The organism is Pseudomonas sp. NPDC087185, from assembly GCF_044744955.1.
Lineage (GTDB): Bacteria > Pseudomonadota > Gammaproteobacteria > Pseudomonadales > Pseudomonadaceae > Aquipseudomonas.
Genome location: NZ_JBIUZK010000002.1, coordinates 429,273 through 455,217 on the forward strand (window position 1 = coordinate 429,273; position 25,945 = coordinate 455,217).

At 62.7% G+C, this 25,945-nt stretch carries 26 protein-coding genes and 1 tRNA gene; 12 read left to right on the top strand and 15 right to left on the bottom strand.

Features of this window, described 5'->3' with window-relative positions; genetic code table 11:
* The first annotated feature begins 296 nt into the window (after positions 1-296).
* Complete coding sequence (icd, locus tag ACIPIJ_RS07195; RefSeq protein WP_401074317.1) at positions 297-1,553, top strand: NADP-dependent isocitrate dehydrogenase; 1,257 nt, start codon at positions 297-299, stop codon at positions 1,551-1,553.
* Between the two features lie 70 nt (positions 1,554-1,623).
* Here the strand turns inward: icd and cspD are convergent, their stop codons facing one another.
* On the bottom strand, positions 1,624-1,875 hold the full coding sequence (gene cspD / locus ACIPIJ_RS07200; RefSeq protein WP_401074320.1) for a cold shock domain-containing protein CspD: 252 nt from the start codon (positions 1,873-1,875) through the stop codon (positions 1,624-1,626).
* Between the two features lie 230 nt (positions 1,876-2,105).
* Between cspD and clpS the strand changes: the two genes are divergently transcribed.
* Both clpS and clpA read left to right on the top strand, forming a co-directional pair.
* Positions 2,106-2,468 carry an ATP-dependent Clp protease adapter ClpS gene (clpS, locus tag ACIPIJ_RS07205; protein WP_012315251.1) on the top strand — a complete coding sequence of 121 codons (363 nt, stop codon included), beginning with the start codon at positions 2,106-2,108 and terminating at the stop codon, positions 2,466-2,468.
* Between the two features lie 30 nt (positions 2,469-2,498).
* The gene (clpA, locus tag ACIPIJ_RS07210; protein ID WP_401074323.1) at positions 2,499-4,769 is read left to right on the top strand and encodes an ATP-dependent Clp protease ATP-binding subunit ClpA; all 2,271 of its coding nucleotides are present in this window, start codon (positions 2,499-2,501) and stop codon (positions 4,767-4,769) included.
* A gap of 115 nt (positions 4,770-4,884) precedes the next feature.
* Here clpA and infA read toward each other — a convergent pair whose 3' ends face one another.
* The 3 genes from infA to aat all read right to left on the bottom strand — a co-directional run bounded on the left by infA (position 4,885) and on the right by aat (position 6,650).
* Entirely contained in the window at positions 4,885-5,103 is a 219-nt protein-coding gene (gene infA, locus ACIPIJ_RS07215) for a translation initiation factor IF-1 (protein ID WP_002553999.1), read from the bottom strand.
* 102 nt (positions 5,104-5,205) lie between these two features.
* On the bottom strand, positions 5,206-5,913 hold the full coding sequence (locus ACIPIJ_RS07220) for an arginyltransferase (RefSeq protein ID WP_401074326.1): 708 nt from the start codon (positions 5,911-5,913) through the stop codon (positions 5,206-5,208).
* A gap of 56 nt (positions 5,914-5,969) precedes the next feature.
* On the bottom strand, positions 5,970-6,650 hold the full coding sequence (aat, locus tag ACIPIJ_RS07225) for a leucyl/phenylalanyl-tRNA--protein transferase (protein WP_401074329.1): 681 nt from the start codon (positions 6,648-6,650) through the stop codon (positions 5,970-5,972).
* Positions 6,651-7,022: 372 nt separating this feature from the next.
* Here aat and ACIPIJ_RS07230 point away from each other — a divergent pair, with 372 nt between their 5' ends.
* The 6 genes from ACIPIJ_RS07230 (at position 7,023) to cysG (ending at position 14,580) form a co-directional block, all read left to right on the top strand.
* Entirely contained in the window at positions 7,023-9,482 is a 2,460-nt protein-coding gene (locus ACIPIJ_RS07230; protein WP_401074332.1) for a DNA translocase FtsK, read from the top strand.
* Positions 9,483-9,544: 62 nt separating this feature from the next.
* Entirely contained in the window at positions 9,545-10,168 is a 624-nt protein-coding gene (gene lolA / locus ACIPIJ_RS07235; protein WP_401074335.1) for an outer membrane lipoprotein chaperone LolA, read from the top strand.
* Positions 10,169-10,180: 12 nt separating this feature from the next.
* Entirely contained in the window at positions 10,181-11,506 is a 1,326-nt protein-coding gene (locus ACIPIJ_RS07240) for a replication-associated recombination protein A (RefSeq protein ID WP_401074338.1), read from the top strand.
* Complete coding sequence (crcB, locus tag ACIPIJ_RS07245; RefSeq protein WP_401074341.1) at positions 11,503-11,877, top strand: fluoride efflux transporter CrcB; 375 nt, start codon at positions 11,503-11,505, stop codon at positions 11,875-11,877. The genes ACIPIJ_RS07240 and crcB overlap by 4 nt, the downstream gene beginning before the upstream one ends.
* Before the next feature lie 30 nt (positions 11,878-11,907).
* Positions 11,908-13,188: a serine--tRNA ligase gene (gene serS / locus ACIPIJ_RS07250; RefSeq protein WP_401074344.1), complete on the top strand. Its 1,281-nt coding sequence runs from the start codon at positions 11,908-11,910 to the stop codon at positions 13,186-13,188.
* Positions 13,189-14,580 (top strand): siroheme synthase CysG, encoded by a 1,392-nt coding sequence (gene cysG, locus ACIPIJ_RS07255; RefSeq protein ID WP_401074347.1) that lies wholly within the window; start codon positions 13,189-13,191, stop codon positions 14,578-14,580. It begins immediately after the preceding gene.
* Between the two features lie 33 nt (positions 14,581-14,613).
* Here the strand turns inward: cysG and ACIPIJ_RS07260 are convergent, their stop codons facing one another.
* From ACIPIJ_RS07260 to ACIPIJ_RS07295, 8 genes are all read right to left on the bottom strand, one after another.
* A complete protein-coding gene (locus ACIPIJ_RS07260; RefSeq protein WP_401074350.1) occupies positions 14,614-15,570 on the bottom strand; it encodes a glutathione S-transferase family protein in 957 nt (318 codons plus the stop codon).
* 92 nt (positions 15,571-15,662) lie between these two features.
* Positions 15,663-16,667 carry a glycosyl transferase family protein gene (locus ACIPIJ_RS07265; protein WP_401074352.1) on the bottom strand — a complete coding sequence of 335 codons (1,005 nt, stop codon included), beginning with the start codon at positions 16,665-16,667 and terminating at the stop codon, positions 15,663-15,665.
* Positions 16,664-16,999 carry a TusE/DsrC/DsvC family sulfur relay protein gene (locus tag ACIPIJ_RS07270; protein ID WP_401074355.1) on the bottom strand — a complete coding sequence of 112 codons (336 nt, stop codon included), beginning with the start codon at positions 16,997-16,999 and terminating at the stop codon, positions 16,664-16,666. Before ACIPIJ_RS07270 ends, ACIPIJ_RS07265 begins: the two co-directional genes overlap by 4 nt.
* The gene (gene tusB / locus ACIPIJ_RS07275; protein ID WP_401074358.1) at positions 16,996-17,292 is read right to left on the bottom strand and encodes a sulfurtransferase complex subunit TusB; all 297 of its coding nucleotides are present in this window, start codon (positions 17,290-17,292) and stop codon (positions 16,996-16,998) included. The genes ACIPIJ_RS07270 and tusB overlap by 4 nt, the downstream gene beginning before the upstream one ends.
* Positions 17,292-17,651: a sulfurtransferase complex subunit TusC gene (gene tusC, locus ACIPIJ_RS07280; RefSeq protein ID WP_401074361.1), complete on the bottom strand. Its 360-nt coding sequence runs from the start codon at positions 17,649-17,651 to the stop codon at positions 17,292-17,294. The genes tusB and tusC overlap by 1 nt, the downstream gene beginning before the upstream one ends.
* 1 nt (position 17,652) lies before the next feature.
* The gene (gene tusD / locus ACIPIJ_RS07285; RefSeq protein ID WP_401074364.1) at positions 17,653-18,045 is read right to left on the bottom strand and encodes a sulfurtransferase complex subunit TusD; all 393 of its coding nucleotides are present in this window, start codon (positions 18,043-18,045) and stop codon (positions 17,653-17,655) included.
* 86 nt (positions 18,046-18,131) lie between these two features.
* Positions 18,132-19,511, bottom strand: coding sequence for a nucleobase:cation symporter-2 family protein (locus tag ACIPIJ_RS07290; protein ID WP_401074366.1), 1,380 nt, complete (start codon positions 19,509-19,511; stop codon positions 18,132-18,134).
* 186 nt (positions 19,512-19,697) lie between these two features.
* Positions 19,698-20,369: a Bax inhibitor-1/YccA family protein gene (locus tag ACIPIJ_RS07295; protein WP_400794346.1), complete on the bottom strand. Its 672-nt coding sequence runs from the start codon at positions 20,367-20,369 to the stop codon at positions 19,698-19,700.
* A 135-nt stretch (positions 20,370-20,504) separates the two neighbouring features.
* Here ACIPIJ_RS07295 and ACIPIJ_RS07300 point away from each other — a divergent pair.
* Both ACIPIJ_RS07300 and ACIPIJ_RS07305 read left to right on the top strand, forming a co-directional pair.
* Positions 20,505-20,592 (top strand) — tRNA-Ser (locus ACIPIJ_RS07300).
* 218 nt (positions 20,593-20,810) lie between these two features.
* On the top strand, positions 20,811-21,689 hold the full coding sequence (locus ACIPIJ_RS07305; RefSeq protein WP_401074369.1) for a LysR substrate-binding domain-containing protein: 879 nt from the start codon (positions 20,811-20,813) through the stop codon (positions 21,687-21,689).
* 29 nt (positions 21,690-21,718) lie between these two features.
* Here the strand turns inward: ACIPIJ_RS07305 and ACIPIJ_RS07310 are convergent, their stop codons facing one another.
* Positions 21,719-22,936: an amidohydrolase family protein gene (locus ACIPIJ_RS07310; RefSeq protein WP_401074372.1), complete on the bottom strand. Its 1,218-nt coding sequence runs from the start codon at positions 22,934-22,936 to the stop codon at positions 21,719-21,721.
* A 267-nt stretch (positions 22,937-23,203) separates the two neighbouring features.
* On the opposite strand from ACIPIJ_RS07310, the gene ACIPIJ_RS07315 reads away from it, so the two are divergent.
* On the top strand, positions 23,204-24,358 hold the full coding sequence (locus tag ACIPIJ_RS07315; RefSeq protein WP_401074374.1) for an MFS transporter: 1,155 nt from the start codon (positions 23,204-23,206) through the stop codon (positions 24,356-24,358).
* 28 nt (positions 24,359-24,386) lie between these two features.
* Here the strand turns inward: ACIPIJ_RS07315 and ACIPIJ_RS07320 are convergent, their stop codons facing one another.
* Complete coding sequence (locus tag ACIPIJ_RS07320) at positions 24,387-24,572, bottom strand: hypothetical protein (protein WP_401074377.1); 186 nt, start codon at positions 24,570-24,572, stop codon at positions 24,387-24,389.
* Between the two features lie 303 nt (positions 24,573-24,875).
* Positions 24,876-25,916, bottom strand: a complete 1,041-nt coding sequence (locus tag ACIPIJ_RS07325) for an alpha/beta fold hydrolase (RefSeq protein ID WP_401074380.1) — start codon at positions 25,914-25,916, stop codon at positions 24,876-24,878.
* Between the last annotated feature and the right edge of the window lie 29 nt (positions 25,917-25,945).

Here is a 25,945-nt window from a genome sequence, read left to right on the forward strand (position 1 = left end):
ATCAGTCGAGCGTCAAGTGCTGAGCTGCGGTAACAGCCCAGGCTTCGTGGCCATCGCTGGCCGAGGGCGAGCCGCATTTTCCTAGGGTTCGCCCCGGTGACCCTTCGGTCGCGGCGCAGTATATCAAACCAATCGGGCTATTCAGCAAGGCGATGTGACATCGGCGCCATTTATAAGACCAAAGACGTAGGGGCAATGTGGTGTGTTGTCGCAGTGCTTGCAGGTCGGCGGATGTGGTTTAGGCTCAGTGGGATCGCATGATGTCCAATCACACCCGAAAGCGGAGTAGTGCAAGCATGGGATACCAGAAAATCAAGGTTCCGACCGACGGCAGCAAGATCACCGTCAATGCAGACCATTCGCTCAATGTGCCCGACCACCCCATCATTCCTTATATCGAGGGCGACGGGATTGGTGTCGACGTTTCGCCTGTCATGATCAAAGTCGTGGATGCTGCCGTGCAAAAGGCCTACGGTGGCAAGCGCAAGATTGCCTGGATGGAGGTGTACGCCGGCGAGAAAGCCACCCAGGTCTATGACCAGGACACCTGGCTGCCGCAGGAGACCCTCGACGCGGTTCGCGAATACGTGGTGTCGATCAAGGGCCCGCTGACCACTCCGGTCGGTGGCGGCATCCGTTCGCTCAACGTGGCCTTGCGCCAGCAGCTCGACCTGTATGTGTGCTTGCGCCCTGTGGTGTGGTTCCAGGGCGTACCGAGCCCGGTGAAAAAGCCTGGCGATGTCGACATGGTGATCTTCCGCGAGAACTCCGAGGACATCTACGCCGGCATCGAATGGAAAGCCGGCTCGCCCGAGGCGAACAAGGTGATCAAATTCCTCAAGGAGGAAATGGGCGTTACCAAGATCCGCTTCGACCAGGACTGTGGCATCGGCGTCAAGCCGGTCTCCCGCGAGGGCACCAAGCGCCTGGTGCGCAAGGCCCTGCAGTATGTGGTGGACAACGACCGTGAGTCGCTGACCCTGGTGCACAAGGGCAACATCATGAAGTTCACCGAAGGGGCCTTCAAGGACTGGGGCTACGAGGTGGCCAAGGACGAGTTCGGCGCCGAGCTGCTCGACGGCGGCCCCTGGATGAAGTTCAAGAACCCCAAGACCGGCCGCGAGGTAGTGGTCAAGGACGCCATCGCCGACGCCATGCTCCAGCAGATCCTGCTGCGCCCGGCCGAGTATGACGTGATCGCCACCCTCAACCTCAATGGTGACTACCTGTCCGACGCCCTGGCGGCGGAAGTGGGTGGTATCGGCATTGCGCCCGGCGCCAACCTATCGGACACCGTGGCCATGTTCGAGGCCACCCACGGCACCGCGCCCAAGTACGCGGGCCAGGACAAGGTCAACCCGGGTTCGGTGATTCTCTCGGCAGAAATGATGCTGCGCCACATGGGCTGGACCGAAGCGGCCGACCTGATCATCAAGGGCACCAATGGCGCGATTGCGGCCAAGACCGTGACCTATGACTTCGAGCGGCTGATGGAAGGCGCGAAGCTGGTGGGCAGTTCAGGGTTTGGCGACGAGATGATCAAGCATATGTAAGGCAATATAAAACCGGCCGTCTCTCTTGAAGAGGCGGCCGGTTTTTTCGTATACCGGCAGAAAGCAGGGATCAGGCTTCAGCGGTGCTTGAGTGCGGTGCTCCTGTTGAGGCGCTGGCGGCAGCGTTGGCGATCTCGACCGCATGCAGGCCCTTGGGGCCTTGCACGATGTCGAATGTCACGGCTTGTCCGGCCTTGAGCGTCTTGTAACCGTCCATCTTGATCGCCGAGTAATGGGCGAACAGATCGTCGGTTTTCCCGTCTTCATTGATGAATCCGTAGCCCTTGGCATTGTTGAACCACTTGACTTTACCGCTTGCCATCCCTATGTCCCTCTGCAAAGGACTCCATCACTGGAGTATCATCCACTTCATCCGCATACGAACCTTGCGAAAAATCTGGTTGACTGCGCGGATCTTTATCGACCACGGTGGGTTCTTATTGGTTGTAACACCGTTTTGCCGATAGTCAAGGTCACCCGGCGCGCGCGCTGGGAGTGGCCTGTGCGGTCAACCCACAACCTTAACCTGACGATCATGATGAAATTCTTTCCATGCATGCACGTAGCGAGATTCGACTAACATTCAATCAGGATCGCCCGCAATCGAATGAGGACGACGGCTCAGGTCTTGCTGTTCAGGAAGCCAAACCGATCCTGCAGGCGCCACCGATGTACAAGGTGGTTTTGTTCAACGATGACTACACGCCGATGGATTTCGTCGTCGAAGTGCTCGAAACGTTCTTTAGTTTGAACCGCGAGCTGGCGACCAAGATCATGCTGACCGTCCATACCGAAGGGCGGGCAGTGTGCGGATTGTTTACCCGTGACATCGCCGAAACAAAGGCCATGCAGGTCAACCAATACGCCAGGGAAAGCCAGCATCCGCTACTCTGTGAAATCGAGAAGGACGGTTAATCGCCGACCACTTGGGTATGAGGTGAAGCTATGTTAAACCGCGAGCTCGAAGTCACCCTCAATCTTGCCTTCAAGGAGGCCCGTTCGAAACGTCATGAGTTCATGACCGTCGAACATCTGCTGCTGGCACTCCTTGACAATGAGGCTGCTGCGACCGTTCTGCGCGCCTGTGGCGCCAATCTCGACAAACTCAAGCACGACCTGCAAGAGTTCATCGATTCCACCACGCCCTTGATTCCGGTCAATGATGAGGACCGTGAAACCCAGCCGACGCTGGGCTTCCAGCGTGTGCTGCAGCGTGCTGTGTTCCACGTGCAAAGCTCCGGCAAACGCGAAGTGACTGGCGCCAACGTATTGGTGGCGATCTTCAGCGAACAGGAAAGCCAGGCCGTGTTTCTGCTCAAGCAGCAGAGCGTGGCCCGTATCGACGTGGTCAACTACATTGCCCACGGTATTTCCAAGGTGCCGGGCCATGGTTCGCACGCCGAAAGCGACCAGGAAATGCAGGACGAGGAGGGTGGCGAAACCTCTTCTTCGAGCAACCCGCTGGATGCCTATGCCAGCAATCTGAACGAACTGGCCCGTGCCGGGCGCATCGACCCGTTGGTGGGGCGTGAGCAGGAAGTCGAGCGCGTGGCGCAGATTCTTGCTCGCCGGCGCAAGAACAACCCGCTGCTGGTCGGTGAGGCCGGCGTTGGCAAGACCGCCATTGCCGAAGGCCTGGCCAAGCGCATCGTCGACGGCCAGGTGCCCGACTTGCTGTCACAAAGCGTGGTGTACTCCCTCGACCTTGGCGCACTGCTGGCCGGGACCAAGTACCGCGGCGACTTCGAGAAACGCTTCAAGGCGTTGCTCGGCGAGCTGCGTAAACGCCCGCAGGCCATCCTGTTCATCGACGAGATCCACACCATCATCGGTGCCGGCGCGGCGTCGGGCGGGGTGATGGATGCGTCCAACCTGCTCAAGCCGTTGCTGTCGTCCGGCGAGATCCGCTGCATTGGCTCGACGACCTTCCAGGAGTTCCGTGGGATCTTCGAGAAGGACCGTGCCCTGGCGCGGCGTTTCCAGAAGGTCGATGTCAGCGAACCTTCGGTTGAAGACACTGTTGGCATCCTGCGCGGCCTGAAGGGGCGCTTCGAAAGCCACCACAACATCGAGTATAGCGACGAGGCTCTGCGTGCCGCCGCCGAACTGGCTTCGCGTTATATCAACGACCGGCACATGCCGGACAAGGCCATCGACGTGATCGACGAGGCGGGTGCTTACCAGCGCCTGCAGCCTGAGGCAAACCGGGTCAAGCGCATCGACGTGCCGCAGGTCGAGGACATCGTCGCCAAGATCGCGCGGATTCCGCCGAAGCACGTTACCAGCTCCGACAAAGAGCTGCTGCGTAACCTCGAACGTGACCTGAAATTGACCGTGTTTGGCCAGGATGCCGCCATCGACTCGCTGGCCACGGCCATCAAGCTGTCCCGTGCCGGCCTCAAGGCGCCGGACAAACCGGTCGGTTCGTTCCTGTTCGCCGGCCCTACCGGTGTGGGCAAGACCGAAGCGGCGCGGCAGTTGGCCAAGGCGTTGGGCGTCGAGTTGGTGCGTTTCGACATGTCCGAGTACATGGAGCGGCACACCGTGTCGCGCCTGATCGGTGCGCCGCCAGGCTATGTCGGGTTCGACCAGGGTGGCTTGCTGACCGAGGCCATCACCAAGCAGCCGCATTGCGTGTTGCTGCTCGATGAAATCGAGAAGGCTCACCCGGAAGTCTTCAACCTGCTGTTGCAGGTGATGGACCACGGCACCCTGACCGACAACAACGGGCGCAAAGCGGACTTCCGCAACGTGATCGTGATCATGACCACCAACGCCGGTGCGGAAACCGCGGCGCGTGCTTCGATCGGCTTCACCCATCAGGACCATGCGTCCGATGCCATGGAGGTCATTCGTAAGAGCTTCACGCCGGAGTTCCGCAACCGTCTGGACACCATCATCCAGTTTGGCCGCCTGAGCCACGAGACGATCAAGAGCATCGTCGACAAGTTCCTCATCGAACTGCAGGCGCAGCTGGAAGACAAGCGTGTGCTGCTGGAAGTCAGCGATGCCGCCCGCGGCTGGCTGGCGGCCTCTGGCTACGATGTGCAGATGGGGGCGCGGCCGATGGCACGGCTTATCCAAGACAAGATCAAGCGGCCGTTGGCCGAAGAGATCCTGTTTGGCGAGCTGGCCGAGCATGGCGGTGTGGTACACATTGACCTGCGCGATGGCGAGCTGGTGTTCGACTTCGAGACCACGGCTGAGGTGGCCTGACAAGCGGGGCTCTTGTGGGAACGGGCAAGCCCGCTCCCACAAGGGTGATGCAGTACCGCAATTCTGCAGGCACAAAAAAGCCCGGCACATGGCCGGGCTTTTTCATGGCTGGAGCTTAGCGCGCACGGTAAGTGATGCGGCCCTTGCTCAGGTCGTACGGCGTCAGCTCGACGCGGACCTTGTCGCCAGTGAGAATACGGATGTAGTTCTTGCGCATCTTTCCGGAGATGTGCGCGGTTACGACGTGCCCGTTTTCCAACTCCACGCGGAACATGGTGTTGGGCAGGGTGTCGACGACAGTACCTTCCATTTCGAAGCTGTCTTCTTTCGACATGCAGTTGAGCCCTCGGTATCCAGTGTAGGCCCGACGCATAACCGCACCGGGCAAAAAAGTGGCGTGGATTATGCCGGAAAATAGTGTGTCAAGCCAATGCTTTCAGTTGAGGGTGACCCAGCGCTGGTTGATGAGCAGTTCGATGGGGCGGTACTGGGTCTTGTAGTTCATCTTCTTGCAGTTCTTGATCCAGTAGCCGAGGTACACCGCCTCCAGGTCCTGGCGCACGGCTTCGGTGATCTGCCAGAGGATGGCAAAACGCCCAAGGCTTCGCCGTTCCTCGTCAGGCTCGTAGAAGGTGTACACCGCGGACAGGCCATTGGGCAGCAGGTCGCAGACTGCCACCGCCAGCAGGCGGCCTGCCAGTCGGAATTCGTAGAACCAACAGAACGGCAGGTCGCGCACCAGGAAGGTGGAGAACTGGTCGCGGCTGGGCGGGTACATGTCGCCATCGGCGTGGCGGGTCTCGATGTAGCGCCGGTACAGGTCGAAATACTCTTCCTTGAAGGCTGGCCGCGCGGCGGTCACGGTGAGGTCGGTGTTGCGCTTGAGAATGCGCCGCTGCTGGCGGTTGGGGATGAAGCGCGCGGCCGGGATGCGCGCCGGCACGCAGGCATTGCAATTCTGGCAATGCGGGCGATACAGGTGGTCGCCACTGCGCCGAAAGCCCATTTCCGACAGGTCGGCGTACACGTTCACGTCCATCGGCTGGCTGGGGTCGAGGAACAGCGTGGTCGCCTGCTCGTCCGGCAGGTAGCTGCAGGAGTGGGGCTGAGTGGCATAGAACTTCAACCGCGCCAACTCTGTCATGATCGACCCCTTCGGTGAGACTGTGTTTTAAGTGTAAGCCAGCTCTTGGAACTCGCCTAGCTGACCCAGGTAGCAGTGTTGGGCTGGTCGAGGTGACGGGCCAGGTACTCGGCAAAGCTTGCGCGGCTGATGGCGTGGGCGCCCAAGCTGTGCAGGTGATTGGTCGGCATCTGGCAGTCGATCAGCACGAAGCCGGCCTCGCGCAAGTGGTTGACCAGCGTCACGAAGCCGACCTTGGAGGCATTGTCGGCGCGGCTGAACATCGATTCGCCGAAGAACAGCTGGCCCATGGCCAGGCCGTACAGGCCGCCCACCAGCTCGCCATCCTGGCGCACTTCCACCGAGTGGGCGATACCGCGCTTGTGCAGCTCGCAGTAGGCGTTGCGCATGGTGTCGGTAATCCAGGTGCCGTCGGCGTAGTCGCGTGGGGCTGCGCAGGCATCGATCACGGCGCGAAAGTCACTGTCGAAGCTGACCTGGTAGCGGCCCTGGCGCATCAGCTTGGCCAGTGAGCGCGACACATGCAGCTGGTCCGGGAGCAGCACCGTGCGCGGGTCGGGTGACCACCAGAGAATCGGCTGGCCATCCTGGTACCAGGGGAAGCAGCCGTGACGATAGGCCTGCACCAGGCGCTCGGGGCTCAGGTCGCCGCCGGCGGCGAGCAGGCCGTTGGGGTCGTGCAGGGCCTTTTCCAGGGGCGGGAAGGTCAGCGAGTCGCGGGTCAGCCAGGTGAGCATGGTCTATCGTGCGGTAGGGGAGGGGAGAGGGCAGCATCGCAAGGCGGGGTTGCGGGGTCAATGCTGAGCGCGGGTTTACTGCGCAATGCGTGTGTTCAGATGAAACAATAGGCATTTTCCTACGCTTTCACGGGGCCACAGGCACCATCTGGCACATTTGCTGTCACACCTGTGCAAAAACACAGCATAAGCCTTTGTCACAAAAGAAAATGCATGCTCAAATTGCAGCTATACGAAAGTCGCCCCCAGCCAAGCTCCATACGGCGTGCCGTCATGGCGGCCGGCGGGCAGTAATGTTAAAAGTAGTGGTTCATTGGCCGGGCGCCGGCCGATCACTACTGGACGCGCAGCACGCGCAGGAATAGACGCGTTTTGAAGAAATCCACCGCAACTCCAGCTCCTTTGCCTGTGCCCTTGTGGCGGCAGCAGCTGCATTACCGCCTCAAGGAAGGTGCGTTGATCGCTGTCGGCGCCCTGTGCCTGTACTTGTGGATGGCGCTGCTGACCTACGACACCTCCGACCCTGGCTTCAGTCACACCAGCAACGTCGAGCAGGTGCAGAACGCTGCCGGGCGTGCCGGTGCCTATTTCTCCGACATCCTGTTCATGGTGCTCGGTTACTTCGCCTACATTTTCCCGCTGCTGCTGGCGATCAAGACCTGGCAGATCTTCCGCGAGCGCCACCAGCCGTGGCAGTGGAGTGGCTGGCTGTTCTCCTGGCGCCTGATCGGCCTGGTGTTCCTGGTGCTGTCCGGTGCGGCGCTGGCGCACATTCACTTCCATCCGTCGGCGGGCCTGCCGTTCTCCGCAGGCGGCGCGTTGGGTGAAAGCCTCGGGGACCTGGCGCGCAACCTGTTGAACGTGCAGGGCAGCACGCTGATGTTCATCGCCCTGTTCCTGTTCGGCCTGACCGTGTTCACCGACCTGTCGTGGTTCAAGGTGATGGACATGACCGGCAAGATCACCCTCGACCTGTTCGAACTGGTGCAGGGTGCGGCCAACCGCTGGTGGGAGGCGCGCAACGAGCGCAAACGCCTGGAGGCACAACTGCGCGAAGTTGACGAGCCGCGCTTCGACCTGGGCGGAAAACCCGACAAGCGTGAACCCGCCAAGCCACCGCTGCGCGAGCGCGCAGAGCCTGTGGTGGAGCGTAACGAGCCGCCCGCCCGCCCGGTCATGCCGCGCGAAACCACTGTGACGCGCGAGGCGGTGGTGCCCCGCGAGCAAGCTACGGCACCGGTGATCATCCCGCCCGCCCCGGCCAAGGCGCCGGAGCCGAGCAAGCGGGTGATGAAGGAAAAGCAGGCGCCGTTGTTCGTCGACAGCGCCGTGGAAGGCACCTTGCCGTCGATTTCCATCCTCGACCCGGCCGAGCAGAAGAAGATCGAGTACTCGCCGGAATCCCTGGCCGGTGTCGGCCAGTTGCTGGAGATCAAGCTCAAGGAATTCGGCGTGGAAGTCTCGGTGGATTCCATCCACCCGGGCCCGGTCATCACCCGTTACGAGATCCAGCCGGCGGCTGGGGTCAAGGTCAGCCGCATCGCCAACCTGGCCAAGGACCTTGCGCGGTCCTTGGCGGTTACCAGCGTGCGGGTGGTCGAGGTCATCCCTGGCAAGACCACCGTGGGTATCGAGATCCCCAACGAAAACCGGCAGATGGTGCGCTTCTCCGAAGTGCTGTCGTCGCCGCTGTTCGACGAGTCCAAATCCCCGGTTGCCCTGGCCCTGGGGCACGACATCGGTGGCAAGCCGGTGATCACCGACCTGGCCAAGATGCCGCACCTACTGGTGGCTGGTACCACCGGTTCCGGTAAGTCGGTGGGGGTGAACGCGATGATCCTGTCGATCCTGTTCAAGTCCGGCCCGGAAGACGCGCGGTTGATCATGATCGACCCGAAGATGCTCGAACTGTCGATCTACGAAGGCATTCCGCACCTGCTGTGCCCGGTGGTCACCGACATGAAGGACGCCGCCAACGCCTTGCGCTGGAGCGTGGCCGAGATGGAGCGGCGCTACAAGCTGATGGCGGCCATGGGCGTACGTAACCTGGCCGGCTTCAACCGCAAGATCAAGGACGCCCAGGAGGCCGGCGAGATCGTCCACGATCCGCTGTACCGCCGCGAGAGCATGGACGACGAGCCGCCAGCACTGAAGACCTTGCCGACCATCGTGGTGGTTGTCGACGAATTTGCCGACATGATGATGATCGTCGGCAAGAAGGTCGAAGAGCTGATCGCCCGTATTGCCCAGAAGGCGCGGGCCGCGGGCATCCACCTGATCCTCGCCACCCAGCGCCCGTCGGTGGATGTGATCACCGGCCTGATCAAGGCCAACATCCCGACCCGGATGGCGTTCCAGGTGTCGAGCAAGATCGACTCGCGGACCATCATTGACCAGGGTGGCGCCGAGCAGCTGTTGGGCCACGGTGACATGCTGTACATGCCGCCGGGTACCAGCCTGCCGATCCGTGTGCACGGCGCATTCGTCTCCGACGATGAAGTGCACCGTGTGGTCGAAGCCTGGAAGCTGCGTGGTGCGCCGGACTACAACGACGATATCCTCAACGGCGTCGAAGAGGCCGGCAGCGGCTTCGAAGGCGGTGGCGGCGGGGGTGGCGACGAGGATTCGGAGAGCGACGCCCTGTATGATGAGGCGGTGCAGTTCGTCCTCGAAAGCCGTCGGGCGTCGATCTCGGCCGTTCAGCGCAAGCTGAAGATCGGCTACAACCGCGCCGCGCGCATGATCGAAGCCATGGAAATGGCCGGCGTGGTTACCCCGATGAACAGCAACGGCTCGCGGGAAGTGATTGCCCCAGGCGGCCCGCGCGACTGATGAACACCTTGCCGGGCGCCAACGGTGGCGCCCGGCTTCTTCAATGCTCAATGAGGATTAACATGCGCGCGATTCGCATGCTGTTGGTTTCTGCCCTGACTCTGGGTTCCGTGTCGGCTTACGCTGGCGAGCAGGACGTGCAACGCCTGACCCAGTTGCTGGAAAAGTCGCAGACCATCGATGCCAATTTCTCCCAGCTGACCCTGGATGCCGGGGGCACCAGCCTGCAGGAGACGACCGGCAAGATGACCGTCAAACGTCCGGGCCTGTTCTACTGGCACACCGATGCACCGCAGGAGCAGGTAGTGGTGTCCGACGGCAAGAACGTCACCCTGTGGGACCCGGACCTGGAGCAAGCCACCATCAAGAAGCTCGATGTGCGCCTGAACCAGACCCCGGCGCTGCTGCTGTCCGGTGACGTGTCGAAAATCAGCCAAAGCTTCGACATCACCTCCAAGGAGCAAGGGGAGGTGATGGACTTCACCCTCAAGCCGAAAACCAAGGACACCCTGTTCGACTCGCTGCGCGTGTCGTTCCGCAAGGGCCTGATCAATGACATGCAGCTGATCGACAGCGTCGGCCAGCGCACCAACATCCTGTTCAACGGCGTGAAGGCCAACCAGGCGGTGCCGGACAGCAAGTTCAAGTTCGACATCCCCAAAGGCGCGGACGTCATCAAGGAGTAAGCAGAGCGCACCATGGACCTGTTTCGAAGCGAACCCGTTGCCCAGCCACTGGCTGCCCGCCTGCGCCCGTCCAACCTGGACGAGTATGTCGGCCAGGAGCACCTGCTGGCGCGCGGCAAACCGCTGCGTGAGGCACTGGAGCAGGGTGCGCTGCACTCGATGATCTTCTGGGGGCCGCCAGGCGTGGGCAAGACCACGCTGGCGCGGCTGCTGGCGCAGTTCTGCGATGCCCACTTCGAAACGGTGTCGGCAGTGCTGGCCGGGGTCAAGGAGATCCGCCAGGCCGTCGAGGTGGCCAAGCAGCAGGCCGGCCAGTATGGCCGCCGCACCATCCTGTTCGTCGACGAGGTGCATCGCTTCAACAAGTCCCAGCAGGACGCCTTTCTGCCCTTTGTCGAAGACGGCACGCTGATCTTCATCGGCGCCACTACGGAAAACCCGTCGTTCGAACTGAACAATGCCTTGCTCTCGCGGGCACGGGTGTACGTGCTCAAGAGCCTGGATGAACCGGCACTGCGCAAGCTCGTAGACCGGGCACTGAGCGAAGAGCGCGGCCTGGGCAAGCGTGATTTGAGTGTTGGCGACGACGCGTTCAAGATGCTCATGGCCGCCGCCGACGGCGATGGCCGGCGCATGCTCAACTTTCTCGAGAACGCCTCTGACCTGGCCGAGGATGGCGGGGAAATCGGCGTCGACCTGTTGCAGAGCCTGCTCGGCGACAGCCGCCGGCGCTTCGACAAGGGCGGCGAGGCCTTCTACGACCAGATTTCCGCCCTGCACAAATCGGTGCGCGGTTCCAACCCGGACGGCGCGCTGTACTGGTTCGCACGCATGCTCGATGGCGGCTGCGACCCACTGTACATCGCCCGGCGCGTGGTACGCATGGCCAGTGAAGACATCGGCAACGCCGACCCGCGTGCGCTCAGCCTGTGCCTGGCTGCCTGGGACGTGCAGGAGCGCCTGGGCAGCCCCGAAGGCGAACTGGCAGTGGCCCAGGCCATCACCTATATCGCCTGCGCACCCAAGAGCAATGCGGTGTACGTGGGCTTCAAGACAGCCCTGCGCGAGGCCGCCGAACATGGCTCGCTGGAGGTGCCGCTGCACTTGCGCAACGCCCCGACCAAGCTGATGAAGCAACTTGGCTATGGCGAGGAATACCGCTACGCCCATGACGAGCCCGATGCCTACGCCGCAGGCGAAGACTACTTCCCCGAGCAACTCGAGCCGCGCCAGTACTACCAGCCCGTGCCCCGGGGCCTGGAGCTGAAAATCGGCGAAAAACTGCGGCACCTGGCCGACCTTGACCGCAACAGCCCCCGCCAGCGGAGAAAGCCGTGATCGCACTCATCGCCGCCGTGAGCGCGGGCGGTATCGCCGGTACCTTGCTGCGCTTCGCCGCCTCGAACTGGGTGTCGGCCCACTGGCCTCGGCACTTCTATCTCGGTACGCTGGCGGTCAACCTGGTCGGCTGCCTGCTGATCGGCCTGCTCTACGGTCTGTTCTTGCACAAGCCACTGGCTCCGGTGGAGCTGCGCGCCGGGCTGATCGTCGGCTTCCTTGGCGGGCTGACGACGTTTTCCTCCTTTTCGCTCGATACCGTGCGCCTGATGGAAAGTGGGCAAGTGCCCCTGGCCGTGGGCTATACCGGTATTAGCGTGATGGGTGGGCTACTGGCCACCTGGGCCGGCCTGTCCCTGACCCGACTCTGAACCAACCTACACACATAACGAGAGAACGACATGCTCGATTCCAAACTGTTACGCGGCCAACTTCAGGAAGTGGCTGACCGCCTCGCCTCCCGTGGCTTCAGCCTGGATGTCGCGCGCATCGAATCGCTGGAAGAGCGCCGCAAGGCGGTGCAGACCCGCACCGAGCAACTGCAGGCCGAACGTAACGCCCGCTCCAAGTCGATCGGCCAGGCCAAGGCCAAGGGTGAGGACATCGCGCCGCTGATGGCCGACGTCGAGCGCATGGCCGGTGAGCTGGCTGCCGGCAAGGTCGAGTTGGACGAGATCCAGGCCGAACTGGACGGTATCGTCCTGACCATCCCCAACCTGCCGGACGCCAGCGTGCCGGTCGGCGCCAGCGAAGACGACAACGTCGAAGTGCGCCGTTGGGGTACGCCAAAGGCGTTCGATTTCGACATCAAGGACCACGTCGCCCTGGGCGAGATCAGCGGTGGCCTGGACTTCGAGGCAGCGGCCAAGCTGTCCGGCGCCCGCTTTGCTGTGCTACGTGGCCCGATCGCCCGCCTGCACCGCGCCCTGGCGCAGTTCATGATCAACCTGCACACCGGTGAACACGGTTACGAAGAGCACTACACCCCGTACCTGGTCCAGGCCCCGGCCCTGCAGGGTACCGGCCAGTTGCCGAAGTTCGAGGAAGACCTGTTCAAGATCACCCGCGAAGGCGAAGCCGACTTCTACCTGATCCCGACTGCCGAAGTGTCGCTGACCAACCTGGTGGCCGGCGAGATCATCGACGCCAAGCAACTGCCGCTCAAGCTGGTTGCCCACACCCCGTGCTTCCGCAGTGAAGCTGGTGCTTCGGGCCGTGATACTCGCGGCATGATCCGCCAGCACCAGTTCGACAAGGTCGAGATGGTCCAGGTGGTCGAGCCGTCCAAGTCCATGGAAGCCCTGGAAGGCCTGACTGCCAACGCCGAGCGCGTGCTGCAGTTGCTGGAACTGCCATACCGCGTACTGGCGCTGTGCACCGGCGACATGGGCTTCGGCGCCGTGAAGACCTACGACTTGGAAGTGTGGGTGCCGAGCCAGGACAAGTACCGCGAGATCAGCTCCTGCTCCAACTGCGGCGACTTCCAGGCCCGCCGCATGCAGGCCCGCTGGCGTAACCCGGAAACCGGCAAGCCTGAGCTGGTGCACACCCTCAATGGCTCCGGTCTGGCAGTAGGCCGTACTCTGGTGGCCGTGCTGGAAAACTACCAGCAGGCCGATGGCTCGATTGTCGTGCCGGAAGTGCTCAAGCCCTACATGGGCGGTGTCGAGGTCATCCGCTAAATGGATTACCTGCCGCTGTTCCACAAGCTGCAGGGCGGCCGTGTACTGGTCGTCGGCGGTGGCGAGATCGCCTTGCGCAAGGCGCGCCTGTTGGCTGATGCTGGCGCCGCGTTGCGGGTGGTGGCGCCCGAGGTCGACGGCCAATTGGCCGCGCTGGCCCGTGAAGCTGGCGGTGAGGTCCTGGTGCGGGGCTATCAGGCAGCCGACCTGGTCGGTTGCCGCCTGGTGATTGCGGCAACCGACGACCCTGAGCTCAATGCCCAGGTGTCGACCGATGCGCAGGCGCGCAGCCTGCCGGTCAACGTTGTGGATGCGCCGGCCCTGTGCACGGTGATCTTCCCGGCGATTGTCGACCGTTCACCGTTGGTGGTGGCGGTCTCCAGTGGCGGTGACGCCCCCGTGCTGGCGCGCTTGATCCGCGCCAAGCTGGAGGCCTGGATTCCGTCGGCCTATGGCGAGCTGGCCGGGTTGGCCGCGCGGTTCCGGCACACGGTCAAGGCGTTGTACCCGGACGTCAATCAGCGTCGTGGCTTCTGGGAAAACGTGTTCCAGGGCCCGATTGCCGAGCGCCAATTGGCCGGGCAGGGCGCCGAGGCCGAGCGGCTGCTGCAGGCCATGGTCGACGGGGCGCCGGTGCAGCAAGGTGGCGAGGTGTACCTGGTGGGGGCGGGGCCGGGTGATCCGGACTTGCTGACCTTCCGTGCCTTGCGCCTGATGCAGCAGGCTGATGTGGTGCTGTATGACCGCCTGGTAGCCCCGGCCATCATCGAGATGTGCCGGCGTGATGCCGAGCGCATCTACGTTGGCAAGCGCCGCGCCGACCATGCCGTACCACAGGACCAGATCAACCGCCTGTTGGTCGACCTGGCCAAGCAGGGCAAGCGTGTGCTGCGCTTGAAAGGCGGCGACCCGTTCATCTTCGGCCGGGGTGGCGAAGAGATCGAAGAGCTGGCCGAGCAGGGCATCCCATTCCAGGTGGTGCCGGGCATTACCGCAGCCAGTGGTTGCTCCGCCTATGGCGGCATACCGCTGACCCATCGCGACTATGCCCAGTCGGTGCGCTTTGTCACCGGGCACCTCAAGGACGGCACCAGCAACCTGCCGTGGGATGACCTGGTGGCGCCGGCCCAGACCCTGGTGTTCTACATGGGGCTGGTGGGCTTGCCGACCATCTGTGCCGAGCTGATTCGCCATGGGCGTGCAGCGACTACTCCGGCGGCACTGGTGCAGCAGGGGACCACGCGGAATCAGCGGGTGTTCACCGGTACCTTGGCAGACTTGCCGGCGCTGGTGGCTCAGCATGAAGTGCATGCGCCGACCCTGGTGATTGTCGGGGAAGTGGTGCAATTGCGTGAGAAGCTGGCCTGGTTCGAAGGGTCACAGCAAGACTGAATGAAAAGGGCCGCTAAGCGGCCCTTTTCATTTTCAGCTCCAGATCCCTTTGCCCGCCAACCGCTCCCGATCATGCGGTAGGTTGAAATCCTGCAGCGGCCCCTTCGGCACGATCCCGGTCGGGTTGATGGTCTTGTGGCTCATGTAGTAGTGCTTCTGGATATGCTCCATGTTCACAGTCTGTGCCACGCCCGGCCACTGGTACAGCTCGCGCAGCCAGTTGGACAGGTTCGGGTAATCGCTCAGCCGGCGCAGGTTGCACTTGAAGTGGCCGTGATACACGGCATCGAAGCGCACCAGCGTGGTGAACAGGCGCACGTCGGCCTCGGTGAGGTATTCCCCCGACAGGTAGCGGTTGCGGCTCAGCACGTCTTCCAGGTAATCCAGCGCGTTGAACACGTCGTCGAACGCAGCCTCGTAGGCGTCTTGCGTGGTGGCAAAGCCTGCACGGTAGACACCGTTGTTCACGGCCGGGTAGATGCGTGCGTTGAGCGCATCGATGGTCGGGCGCAGCGGCTCCGGATACAGGTCCAGGTGGTTGCCGGTCAGCTCGTTGAACGCGCTGTTGAAGATGCGGATGATCTCTGACGATTCGTTGTTGACGATGCGCGTCTCTTGCTTGTCCCACAGCACGGGCACGGTCACACGGCCTGTGTAGTGCGGGTCATCCTGGGTGTAACGCTGGTGCATGAATTGCAGGGCGTCGAGGTGATCGCCGGTAGAGCCATGCTGCTGGTCGAAGGTCCAGCCGTTTTCCTGCATCAGCCAGCTGACCACCGACACGTCGATCAACGGCTCCAGCCCTTTGAGGGCGCGGACGATCAGGGTGCGGTGCGCCCATGGGCAGGCCAGCGAGACATACAGGTGATAGCGACCGGCTTCGGGGGCGGGCAGCTGATTGCGGCGTTGAGCATTCTCGCGCTTGAACGTGCCGTCCTTGCCGTTTTCGTACCATTGGTCATGCCAGCGGCCGTCGATCAAAAGGCCCATGGTGAGCTCCTCGGAACAAAGTTGTTGGTCGTTGGAGCCCAGTCTAGGCGAAAACGTTCGAATAAATAGCGCAAAGACTGCGGGGTAATAATCTACTTATTCGATTGGTTTCGAGCGTCCCAGTAAGCACGTGCAGCCGCAAATGCCGGGTCGCGGTCCTGTCCCAGGCCGCGCAGTGCCAAGGCCATGGTTGCAACGACCGCCATTTCACCGTAGCTGTCTTCAGCCTCGCCGCGCCATACGGCGAGCAATTGTTCGGGCTGCAGCGTGGCGGGTTTCACATGGCGGCGCTCACTGAGTGCCGGCCATTCCTCGTCCCACGCTTCGCCAGCGCGGGTGCCGTACAGGTGGCTGATGACGTCTGGGTTGACTTCGATCTCGCCACCATCACCCTTGATCACCACGGCATGGTCGCCGAGCAGGCGGCTGGCTTCGCGGTGCACGGCCTGGTAGCCGGGGTGAAAGATACTCTGCAGGCCGCAACGTGCGCTCAGCGGGTTGAGCACCCGCGCCAGCGAGTGGATCGGTGAACGCAGGCCGAGGGTGTTGCGCAGGTCGATCATCCGCTGCAGCTGCGGGGCCCAGTCCTGCAACGGGAAGAACGCCAGGTGCTGCTGGTCCAGTGCCTGCTCGACGGCGGCCCAGTCGCGGCACAGCGGAATCTCCAGCAGCGCCAGCAGCTGCTCGGTGTACATACGCCCGGCGGTGTGCGCGCCGCCACCGTGCAACAGGATGCGCACGCCGTTGCTGGCCAGGCATTTGGCGGCCAGCAGGTACCAGGGCAGGTGGCGCTTCTTGCCGGCATAACTTGGCCAATCCAGGTCGACGGCGATACGCGGGGCCTGAAGATGAGCGCGCAGGGCTTCGGTAAAACCGGCCAGCTCCTCGGCGCTTTCTTCCTTGTGCCTAAGCAGCATCAGAAACGCGCCCAGCTGGGTGTCTTCGACCTTGCCTTCCAGCAGCAGGGTCATGGCCGCGCGGGCTTCTTCGCGGGTCAGGCCGCGGGCACCGCGCTTGCCTTTGCCAAGGATGCGTACGAATTCGGCGAACGGGTGTTCGGCCGGGGTTTCCAGGGTAAGCGGGCGGGCGTCGGTCATATGCAGTTGGTCGGCTTGGGCAGGCCCGCCAGCTTGGCGGCAAGTTTGGCGGGGGTGCCGTTGAACAGGCGGTTGAGGTGCGGGCTGTTGCCCTTTTCCACGCCCAGTTTGAGCGCGGTGTACTTGATCAGCGGTCGAGTGGCCGGTGACAGCTGGTACTCCTCGTAGAACTGGCGCAGCAGTTCGAGAATTTCCCAATGATCGGCGGTCAGGGGAATGCTTTCGCGCTTGGCCAGCGCCTCGGCGACGTCGCGGGACCAGTCTTGCAGGTCGACCAGAAAACCGTCTTTGTCCAGGGCGATTGCCTGGTTGTGTACCGTCAGGGTGTTCATAGCCAGCTGTTGACCTTGTCGTAATCCAGCGACAATGCGACGAACGCCTGGTAGTCCACGGCCTTGGCCTGCGTGCTGATGATGGCGCGGGCTTGCAGGTCTTCGTCGAGCGCGAACAGGCGTTGGTCCAGGCCGGCTGTTTGCAGCAAACGCTGCGTTTCGCTGCCGTCGCGCAGGGCGTAGACCGCATCGCCGCACAGCAGCAAGGCATCTTCGCTGCCGAGCAGGCGCAGGCAGCTGCCCAGGCGGTCGTCGCCGAAGGGCGAGTGGGATATCACGTGCAACGTCGGCATCAGAGCGTCACCATTTGGTCGAAACGGGCAATCAGTGCCTGCAGTGCTGCGTCGTCCAGCACCTTTACCGGCAGCTCCAGGGTATCGGCAACCAGCCCGCGAATGGCCAGGCTGTGCTGGCAGGCGAACAGTTCCTCGACGCCGAACATCGGCAAGGCCTGCAGGTTGGCGGCGAGGTTTTTTTGTTGCACGGCGGCGGGTTGCTGGCCCGGCGCGAGCTGGAAAACCCCGTCATCGAGAAACAGCATGCACAGCGGCAAGTCGAAGGCGCCGCCCGCCAGGGCGATGTCCAGCGCCTCGCGGGCGGATGGGCCGTTCCAGGGCGCCTGGCGGCTGATGATCAACATGGATTTGGCCATTTCAGTCGCCTCCAAAGCAGATCAGGCGGTCGGCGTGTTGTGCGGCTTCATGCAACTGACCCAGCCCGGACAGCACCCACGGCTTGCGCAGGTTGACCGCCGGGCGCTGGTAGCGGCTGGCTTCTGTTTCGTCGAGCACGCCACGGCGCAGGGCTGCGGCGATACAGACCACGGCATCGAGCTGATGGGTCGTGATAAAGGTGCGCCACTGGGCGGCGATGTCCGCTTCGTCCTGGGGCGCGACGACATTGGCCGAGGCGCTGTGCACGCCATCCTGATAGAAGAACAGCCGGGCAATCTCATGCCCGCCGGCCAGCGCCGCCTCGGCGAAGCGCAGGGCGCGCCGCGAGGAGGGCGCATGCGCCGGGGAAAAAACCGCGATAGCGAATTTCATGGATAACTCGTGCAAAGGAATGCCGCCATGATAAAGCAAAAAAGCCCGCGCAAGTGGGCGCGGGCTTGTTGGCCGGGGCGGGCTGATCAGGCGTGTTCCTTGCTCTCTGGCAGGAACCAGTTCAGCACCAGCGCGCAGATGCCGCCGGTGGCAACGCCGGACTCCAGCACGTTGCGAATGGCCGCCGGCATGTGCGCCAGGAACTCCGGCACCTGGGCCACGCCCAGGCCGAGTGCCAGCGACACAGCGATGATCAGCAGCGCACGGCGGTCCAGGCGGGTGCTGGCCAGGATGTTGATGCCCGAGGCCGCGACCGCACCAAACATGACCATGGCCGCGCCACCCAGCACCGGCTCAGGCACTGCCTGAATCACACCGGCAACGCTTGGGAACAGGCCCAGCACCACCAGCATCACGGCAATCCAGATGCCGATGTGACGGCTAGCGATGCCCGTCAGCTGAATCACGCCATTGTTCTGGGCGAAGATCGAGCTCGGGAAGGTATTGAACAAGCCGGCCAGCAGCGAGTTGGCCCCGTTGACCAGTACGCCGCCCTTGATCCGCTGCATCCACACCGGGCCTTCGACCGGTTGGCGCGAGACCTTGCTGGTCGCAGTGACGTCACCGATAGCTTCCAGCGAGGTGACCAGGTAGATCACCAGCATCGGGATGAACAGCGCCCAGGAGAAGCCCAGGCCGAAGTGCAGCGGCGTCGGTACCTGGAACAGCGCGGCTTCATGCATGCCGGTGAAGTCCAGGCGGCCCAGGTAGCCGGCGAGTGCGTAGCCGACAGCCAGGGCGATGACGATGGCGCAACTGCGCATCCACACCACCGGGATACGGTTGAGGATCACGATGATTGCCAGGACCACGCCCGACAGCAGCAGGTTTTCTCCATTGGCGAAGGTGCCATTGGCCATGGCACCGAAGCCGCCGCCCATGCTGATGAGGCCGACCTTGATCAGGGTCAGGCCGATCATCAGCACGACGATGCCAGTCACCAAGGGGGTAATCAGGCGTTTGACGAACGGCAGGATGCGCGACACGCCCATCTCGACGAACGAACCGGCGATCACCACACCGAAGATCGCTGCCATCACGCTTTCCACCGGCGTGCCCTGCTTGACCATCAGTGCGCCACCGGCAATCAGCGGCCCGACGAAGTTGAAGCTGGTGCCTTGCACGATCAGCAGCCCGGCACCGAATGGCCCGAAGCGCTTGCACTGCACGAAGGTGGCGATACCGGAGATGACCAGCGACATCGACACGATCAGGTTGGTGTCGCGCGCCGAAACGCCCAGCGCCTGGCAGATCAGCAAGCCGGGGGTAACAATCGGCACGATGATCGCCAGCAGGTGCTGCAGCGCTGCCAGCAAGCCGATCAGCAGCCGTGGCTTGTCTTCGAGGCCAAGCACCAGTTCATTGACAGGCGCATCCGCGCCTGGGCTGTGTTCGTGTGAGCTCATCGGTGAAGCTGCCCCGGAAGAAAAAAGGAGCGCATTCTACGGGGTGAAGGGGGATTACGGTAGGGGGGAGCATGATCACAACAAGATCACGGGTTTATCGCTGCATAAGCTGACTTTTAAGTCAGTTTGCGGGTGCAAAAAAGCCCGCCGAAGCGGGCTTTGTCGTGGCACGTGAACCGATCCGTATCAGTCGTCGCGGCCCATGATGCCGAACAGCTGCAGCAGGCTGACGAACAGGTTGTAGATCGATACATACAGACTGATGGTCGCCATGATGTAGTTGCGCTCGCCACCATGGATGATCGCGCTGGTCTGGAACAGGATGCAGACCGACGAGAACAGCACGAAGCCAGCGCTGATCGCCAGTTGCAGGCCGCTGATCTGGAAGAAGAAGCTGGCAACAACGGCGCCCAGCAGGACGAAGAAGCCCGCGGTGATGAAGCCGCTGAGGAAGCTCATGTCCTTACGGGAGATCAGCACGTAAGCCGACAGGCCGCCGAATACCAGGGCGGTCATGGCAAAGGCCGAGCTGACCACTTCGGCGCCGCCGCTCATGCCCAGATAACGGTTGAGGATCGGGCCGAGGATGAAGCCCATGAAGCCGGTGAGGGCGAAGGTGGAAACCAGGCCCCAGACCGAATCACGCAGCTTGGCGGTGAGGAAGAACAGGCCGTAGAAGCCGATCAGCACGACGAATACGTTCGGGTAACCGACGCGCATCTGCTGGGCAACGAAAGCCATGACACCACTGAAGGCGAGGGTGAGTGCCAGCAGGCTGTAGGTGTTGCGCAGGACCTTGCTGACCTCGCGCTGCTCGACCTGCTGGCCGTTGTGTACGGCATAATCCTGTTCGCGCATGGCGACACTCCTTGATGAACCTGTGGTTTTGAAACGTTCAGATGGAAAGGAGTCTATCAGAGCTCTTGCAACCGGTGACATAGAGAGTTTGACAGCTTGTTTCATTACGGTATTATGGCGGCCGCAAAACGAGCTGGAAGCGTGGCCGAGTGGTTTAAGGCAACGGTCTTGAAAACCGTCGATGGGCAACTATCCTAGAGTTCGAATCTCTACGCTTCCGCCATATTTTTCAACAAAAGCCCCGATTATTCGGGGCTTTTGTGTTTCTGGATGCCGGTGTGCGCATCTTCGCGCCGTCTGGCAAGTCCTAAGAACAGTCTCTCCATCCCCAGTCAGCTCGCGTGCATCCATACAAGCGCCTCTGGCACACAGGCAAAGCCCTATGTCCTCCCGCTTCAGGCATCATGCTTCAAGCATTCCTCCCAAAGCTGAACCCGCCAAATGTCAGACACCACCAAACCCAACCGCGCCATTTACGACCTGGACATGCTGCGTACCCTGGTGATGGTCGCCGATTGCGGCAGTTTCACCACCGCCGCTGCTCGCCTGCATTCCACCCAGTCGACGGTCAGCCAAAAGGTCCGCCGCCTGGAAGAACTGGTCGGCCAGCAACTGCTCGACCGCAGCAACCGGGAGGTGCACCCGACCGACGCCGGTGAAACCTTGCTGGGCTTCGCACGGCACCTGCTCGCGGTGAGCAATCAGCTGACCGAAGCGATGTCGGGCGGTGTCACGGTGACCGCGCGCATCGGCCTGCCGGACGACTTCGTCGCGGGCAAGACGATGCAGGCGCTGGCGGCGTTCAACCGCAAGAACCCCAAGGTCAAGCTGGAGATCACCGGCGGGCTCAGCCGTGACCTGATGAGCACCTACGACCGTGGCGAGTTGGACCTGGTGCTGGTCAAGCAACGCCGTCACAGCCGTGAAGCCGTAGCCTGCAAGCCGGAGCGTATCGATTGGTTCGACAGCGCGCAGTATCCATGCTTTGCCCAGGACCCGATCCCGCTGGTGACCTTTCCGCCGCGCGGCCTGTACCGTGACGACATGATCAACGCCATCGAGGCCATGGGCCGCAACTGGCGCATCGGTTTCACCAGTTCGAGCCTGGCGGGTATTCAGGAGGCGGTGGCCCAAGGCTTGGGCGTCAGCCTGCTGCCGCACCGGGTGGTGACCCCCGCGCATCGGATACTGGGGGTGGAGGAGGGGTTCAAGCCGATCAAGGTGTTCGAGGCGGCGATCTTTCATCGGCCGACGGCCGATCCGATGGTCAAGGCGCTGGCTGAGGTGTTGACCGATATCCTCAGGTCAGAGACCGAGTAAACCGGGGGCTGCAAGCCCCCAGCGATACCTCAGCGGCGCAGTGCGTGCGCGAACTGCGCGGCCTTCAGCTGCAGCTGCGCAGGCCCGCCCCAGAACGCGCCACGGCGCACGATCACGCGTTCATGGAGGGCCGCGGCCACTGCGGCGGCAGCATTGGGCGCCTTGAACAGCACAAAACTGGCCTCGTTGCCGACCTTCAACCCATAGTCCTGTTTGCCCATCACCCCGGCACCGGCTTCGGTCGCCATTTCCAGCGCTACCCGCAGCTCTTCGTCAGTGTTGAAGCCCGAGCGGTAGCTCACCAACATGGCCCGTTGCAGCATGTCGCCGTTGCCGTAGGGCCACCAGGCGTCCTGGATGTTGTCGTTGCCGGTGAACACCCGCACGCCGCCGGCACGCAGGCGCAGCACCGGTGGGAAGGCGTGCTCGCCGGGGGCGTTGGTCATGATTGAAATACCGGCGCGGGCCAGCACCGCGGCCGTTCGGTCGACCACGCTGTCGGTTACATCGCCCAACCCATACGCATGGCTGACCGCCACCAGCCCCTGCATACCCAGTGCCTGGGTGCGCGCAGCGATACGTTCGAGCTGGGCGATGCAGATGTCGCCTGGCTCGTGCAGGTGGATATCGACCTTCACGCCATGCCGCTCGGCGATGCCGAAGACGATATCCAGCTGGGCTTCGGCGTCGCCGTCCAGGGTGGTTGGGTCGATCCCGCCGACCACCTGCACGCCTTCGCGCACGGCCGCCTCCAGCACTTCGGCGGTGCCGGGGCAGGTCACCACGCCGGCCTGGGGGAAGGCCACCAGCTCGATGTCGAGCAGGTCTTTCCACTGTTCGCGGGCTTCGAGGATGGCGCGCAGGTGGGTGAGGCCCGTGGTGGCGTCCACGTCCACATGGCAGCGCATGGCCATTGTGCCGAACGAGGCAGCCTGGCGGATCAGGGCGTTGGCGCGCTCGACGATGGGTGGGGCGCTGGCGAGTTCGCGTTTTTCCACGGCCAGGCGCTCACGCAAGGAAGCTACCGGCTGGTGCGGACGCCAACGGTCGCCGACGAAGCTCTTGTCCAGGTGGATGTGGCCGTCGACAAAGCCCGGCAAAGCCAGCAGGCCTTCCAGGTCAATGGTTTCGCGGGCCGCTTGCGCGGCGCGTTGCGGGCCGATGTGGGTGATGCGCCCGTTTTTCACAGCGATGTGCAGGGGCAGGCCATTCTGGTCGATGGCATTGATGAACTCACGGTCGTTCATGGTCGGGCCTTTTTCCGAGGCTTGGATGACGTCACACGGTAGGGAGGAAGCGGGCACGGCTCAAATTAATTATCAGGATCGACAGCAGTGCATTTATGGATGCGGGCGTGCATTAAAAAGCCCACTGCAGTCGATTCCGATAATTAACTTTCAAAGCCATGGCGCTCGGCCCAGCATTGAGCACGTGACCCGCCCAGCCGCCTGCTACGGCGTTTGCGGGGCGGGCATCACCCACAATAAAAACAAATACCGTGTCGGGGGCCTTTCATGATCAATGATTCCAATCTGCTGCGTGCCGCACTCATTTTCATTGCCTGTACGTCGTTCATCGTTTGTGGGGTGCAGCCCATCTTCATGGGGTTGATCACGGAGCGGCTGAGCCTGCCACTCGACCTGCAGGGCTGGGTGGTGTCGGTCGAGATGATCGGCATGACCCTGGGCACCTTGCTGTGCCCACCGCTGATGAAACGCCATGGAGGGCGCAGCCTGTGCCTGTCCGTCGGCCTGCTGTGCGTGGCCTTGAGCGTTGCTACCGCCTTCGCCACCACCCACCTGATGCTGCTGACTGTGCGCCTGGCAGCCGGTACCTGCGCGGGGTTGGTCTATGCCTACGCGGTGACCACGTTGGGCCGGTTGCCCAACCAGGACCGTTCGTTCGGGCTGATGCTGTTGTTGCAGACGCCGGAGTATTCGTTGTTTTCCGCAGCACTGCCATTGCTTGCCGCCCAGAGCGGGGCCGTGACGGCCTTGTGTTCGTTCGGCCTTTGGTACCTGCTGATCTGCGGCGCCAGCCTGGTGCTGCCGCGTCGCCCGGCGACCGTGCTGGCAAGCGGCGAGGGCACCCCTGCCCAGGGTGGTTTGGCACGTACGGGGCGCAGTGCGCTGCTGGGCATGCTATTCATGCAGATCGGCATCTACTGTGTCTGGGGCTTTATCGATCAGTTGGCGCGTGATCAGGGCATTGGCGGCGTCGATATCGGCTGGGCGTTCGGCCTGTCGGCCATCGGCGGCCTGCCGGGCGCTGCACTGCCCAGCCTGCTAGGCGCGCGGGTCAACCGCCAACTGATGATCACCGTGGGGCTGGTGGCGGTGTTCATCTCCATTGCCATGCTTACGGGCCATACCCGTACACCGATGCAGCTGTGCGTCGCGTTGCTGCTGCTCAACTTCGGGTGGGTGTTGTCGCTGTCGTACTACATGGCACTGATCACCACCAACGACCCGACCGGCAAGCTCACGCCTCTGGTCAGCATTACCTTGATGGGGGCCGCAGCGGTGACGCCGGCACTGATCGCCATGCTGGTGGAGGGCTCCAACCAGCAACTGATCTTCCTGCTGGGCACCGGGGCGTTGGTGATTGCCTTTGCCGTTACCTGCATAGGGGGGATGCCCAAGCGTGTACGCAGCAGGGCGGCTTGTTGAAAAAACGCAGAGGGCAGGGGTATTGCCGCTATTGCAACGTCGGCGGTTTTATCCCCTTGGGAAGCCCTGCCACTGTCGCTTCTATCCCTGCAATTGTCTGCGTAAGCCGTTGTGCTTCCTCCTCCTTGCCCTGGGTTTTCAGGTGATCTCGCTCTTTGCGCAATGCGAGCAGGTTTTTGTGCAGTGCCAGGCCGGATGTATTGAATGGGTCCATAGAACTCTTACGCTGAAGGCATCCGTGCCGGTGTAGGAAAAATGGACCGTAGCAGTTCAACATGCGTGCGGATACTGAGGTTTCATACAGCAAATGGGGGTGACGAAGATATTCCCTACGATAGATGGAAAAACATCCTACAAGCTTGAACTGCACCTGTATCTGTTCGTGTAGTTCAGGCCCGCAGCCGAGCCCTGTATTTGCTGCACTTCTCGGCAGTCACCCTGTGGCAGTGTTTTGGCGGCTGCTGGCGGGCCGGTGCCGGTGGGGCTGAAACCTCGTGTAGCAATTAACCCTCAAGGCCTACAGATGATCCGCATCCACCACGGCCTTGGCGAACGCCTGCGGTGCCTCCTGCGGCAAGTTATGCCCCACACCGCCACTGACCAAGCGGTACTCGTACTTACCGGTAAAGCGCTGTGCATAGGCTTCGGCAGGTGGATGAGGCGCGCCATTGGCGTCCCCTTCAAGGGTGATGGTCGGTACGCTGATGCTGGGGAACGTGGCCAGTTTCGCTTCCAGTGGGGCGTAGCGGTCTTCGCCCTGCGCCAGGCCCAGGCGCCAGCGATAGTTGTGCACCGTGATGGCCACCTGGTCGGGGTTGTCCAGGGCCTTGGCACTGCGTTCGAACGTGACGTCGTCGAACGCCCATTGCGGCGACGCGGTCTGCCAGATCAGTTTGGCGAAGGCGTGTCGATTCCTCTCATAGCCAGCCTTGCCACGCTCGGTGGCGAAATAATACTGGTACCACCACTGCAACTCGGCACTCGGCGGCAATGGGGCCTTGGCCGCCTCCTGGCTGCTGATCAGATAGCCACTGACCGATACCAGTGCCTTTACCCGTTCGGGCCACAGCGCCGAAACGATATCGGCGGTGCGAGCCCCCCAGTCGAAGCCGGCCAGCACGGCGCGTTGAACGTGCAGCGCATCCATGAAGGCGATCACGTCGCTGGCCAGCGCCGAAGGTTGGGCGTTGCGGGGCGTCTGCGCAGACAGGAAGCGGGTTGCGCCATAGCCGCGCACGTAGGGCACCAGCACCCGGTAGCCTTGCGCGGCCAGGGTCGGGGCAACCTCCTGGAAGCTGTGAATGTCGTAGGGCCAGCCGTGCAGCAGGATGACCACCGGGCCGTCAGCCGGGCCTTGTTCGACATAGGCGACGTCGAGCACACCAGCCTTGATGTGCTTGAGGGGGCCGAAGTCATCCGCCGCAACCACTGCTGTCTGTGGCTGCGCGGTGGCGGCAGAGGATGAGCCCGCGCTCATGAGCGCAAGCGGCAGTAAGGCACAGGCAAACAGCGTGGCGTGTTTGAAGCGGCGTACTGCGCAGGTAGGGCGAGCGTGCATGGGGCGTTCCTTGGCTTGGCCGTGGGTGC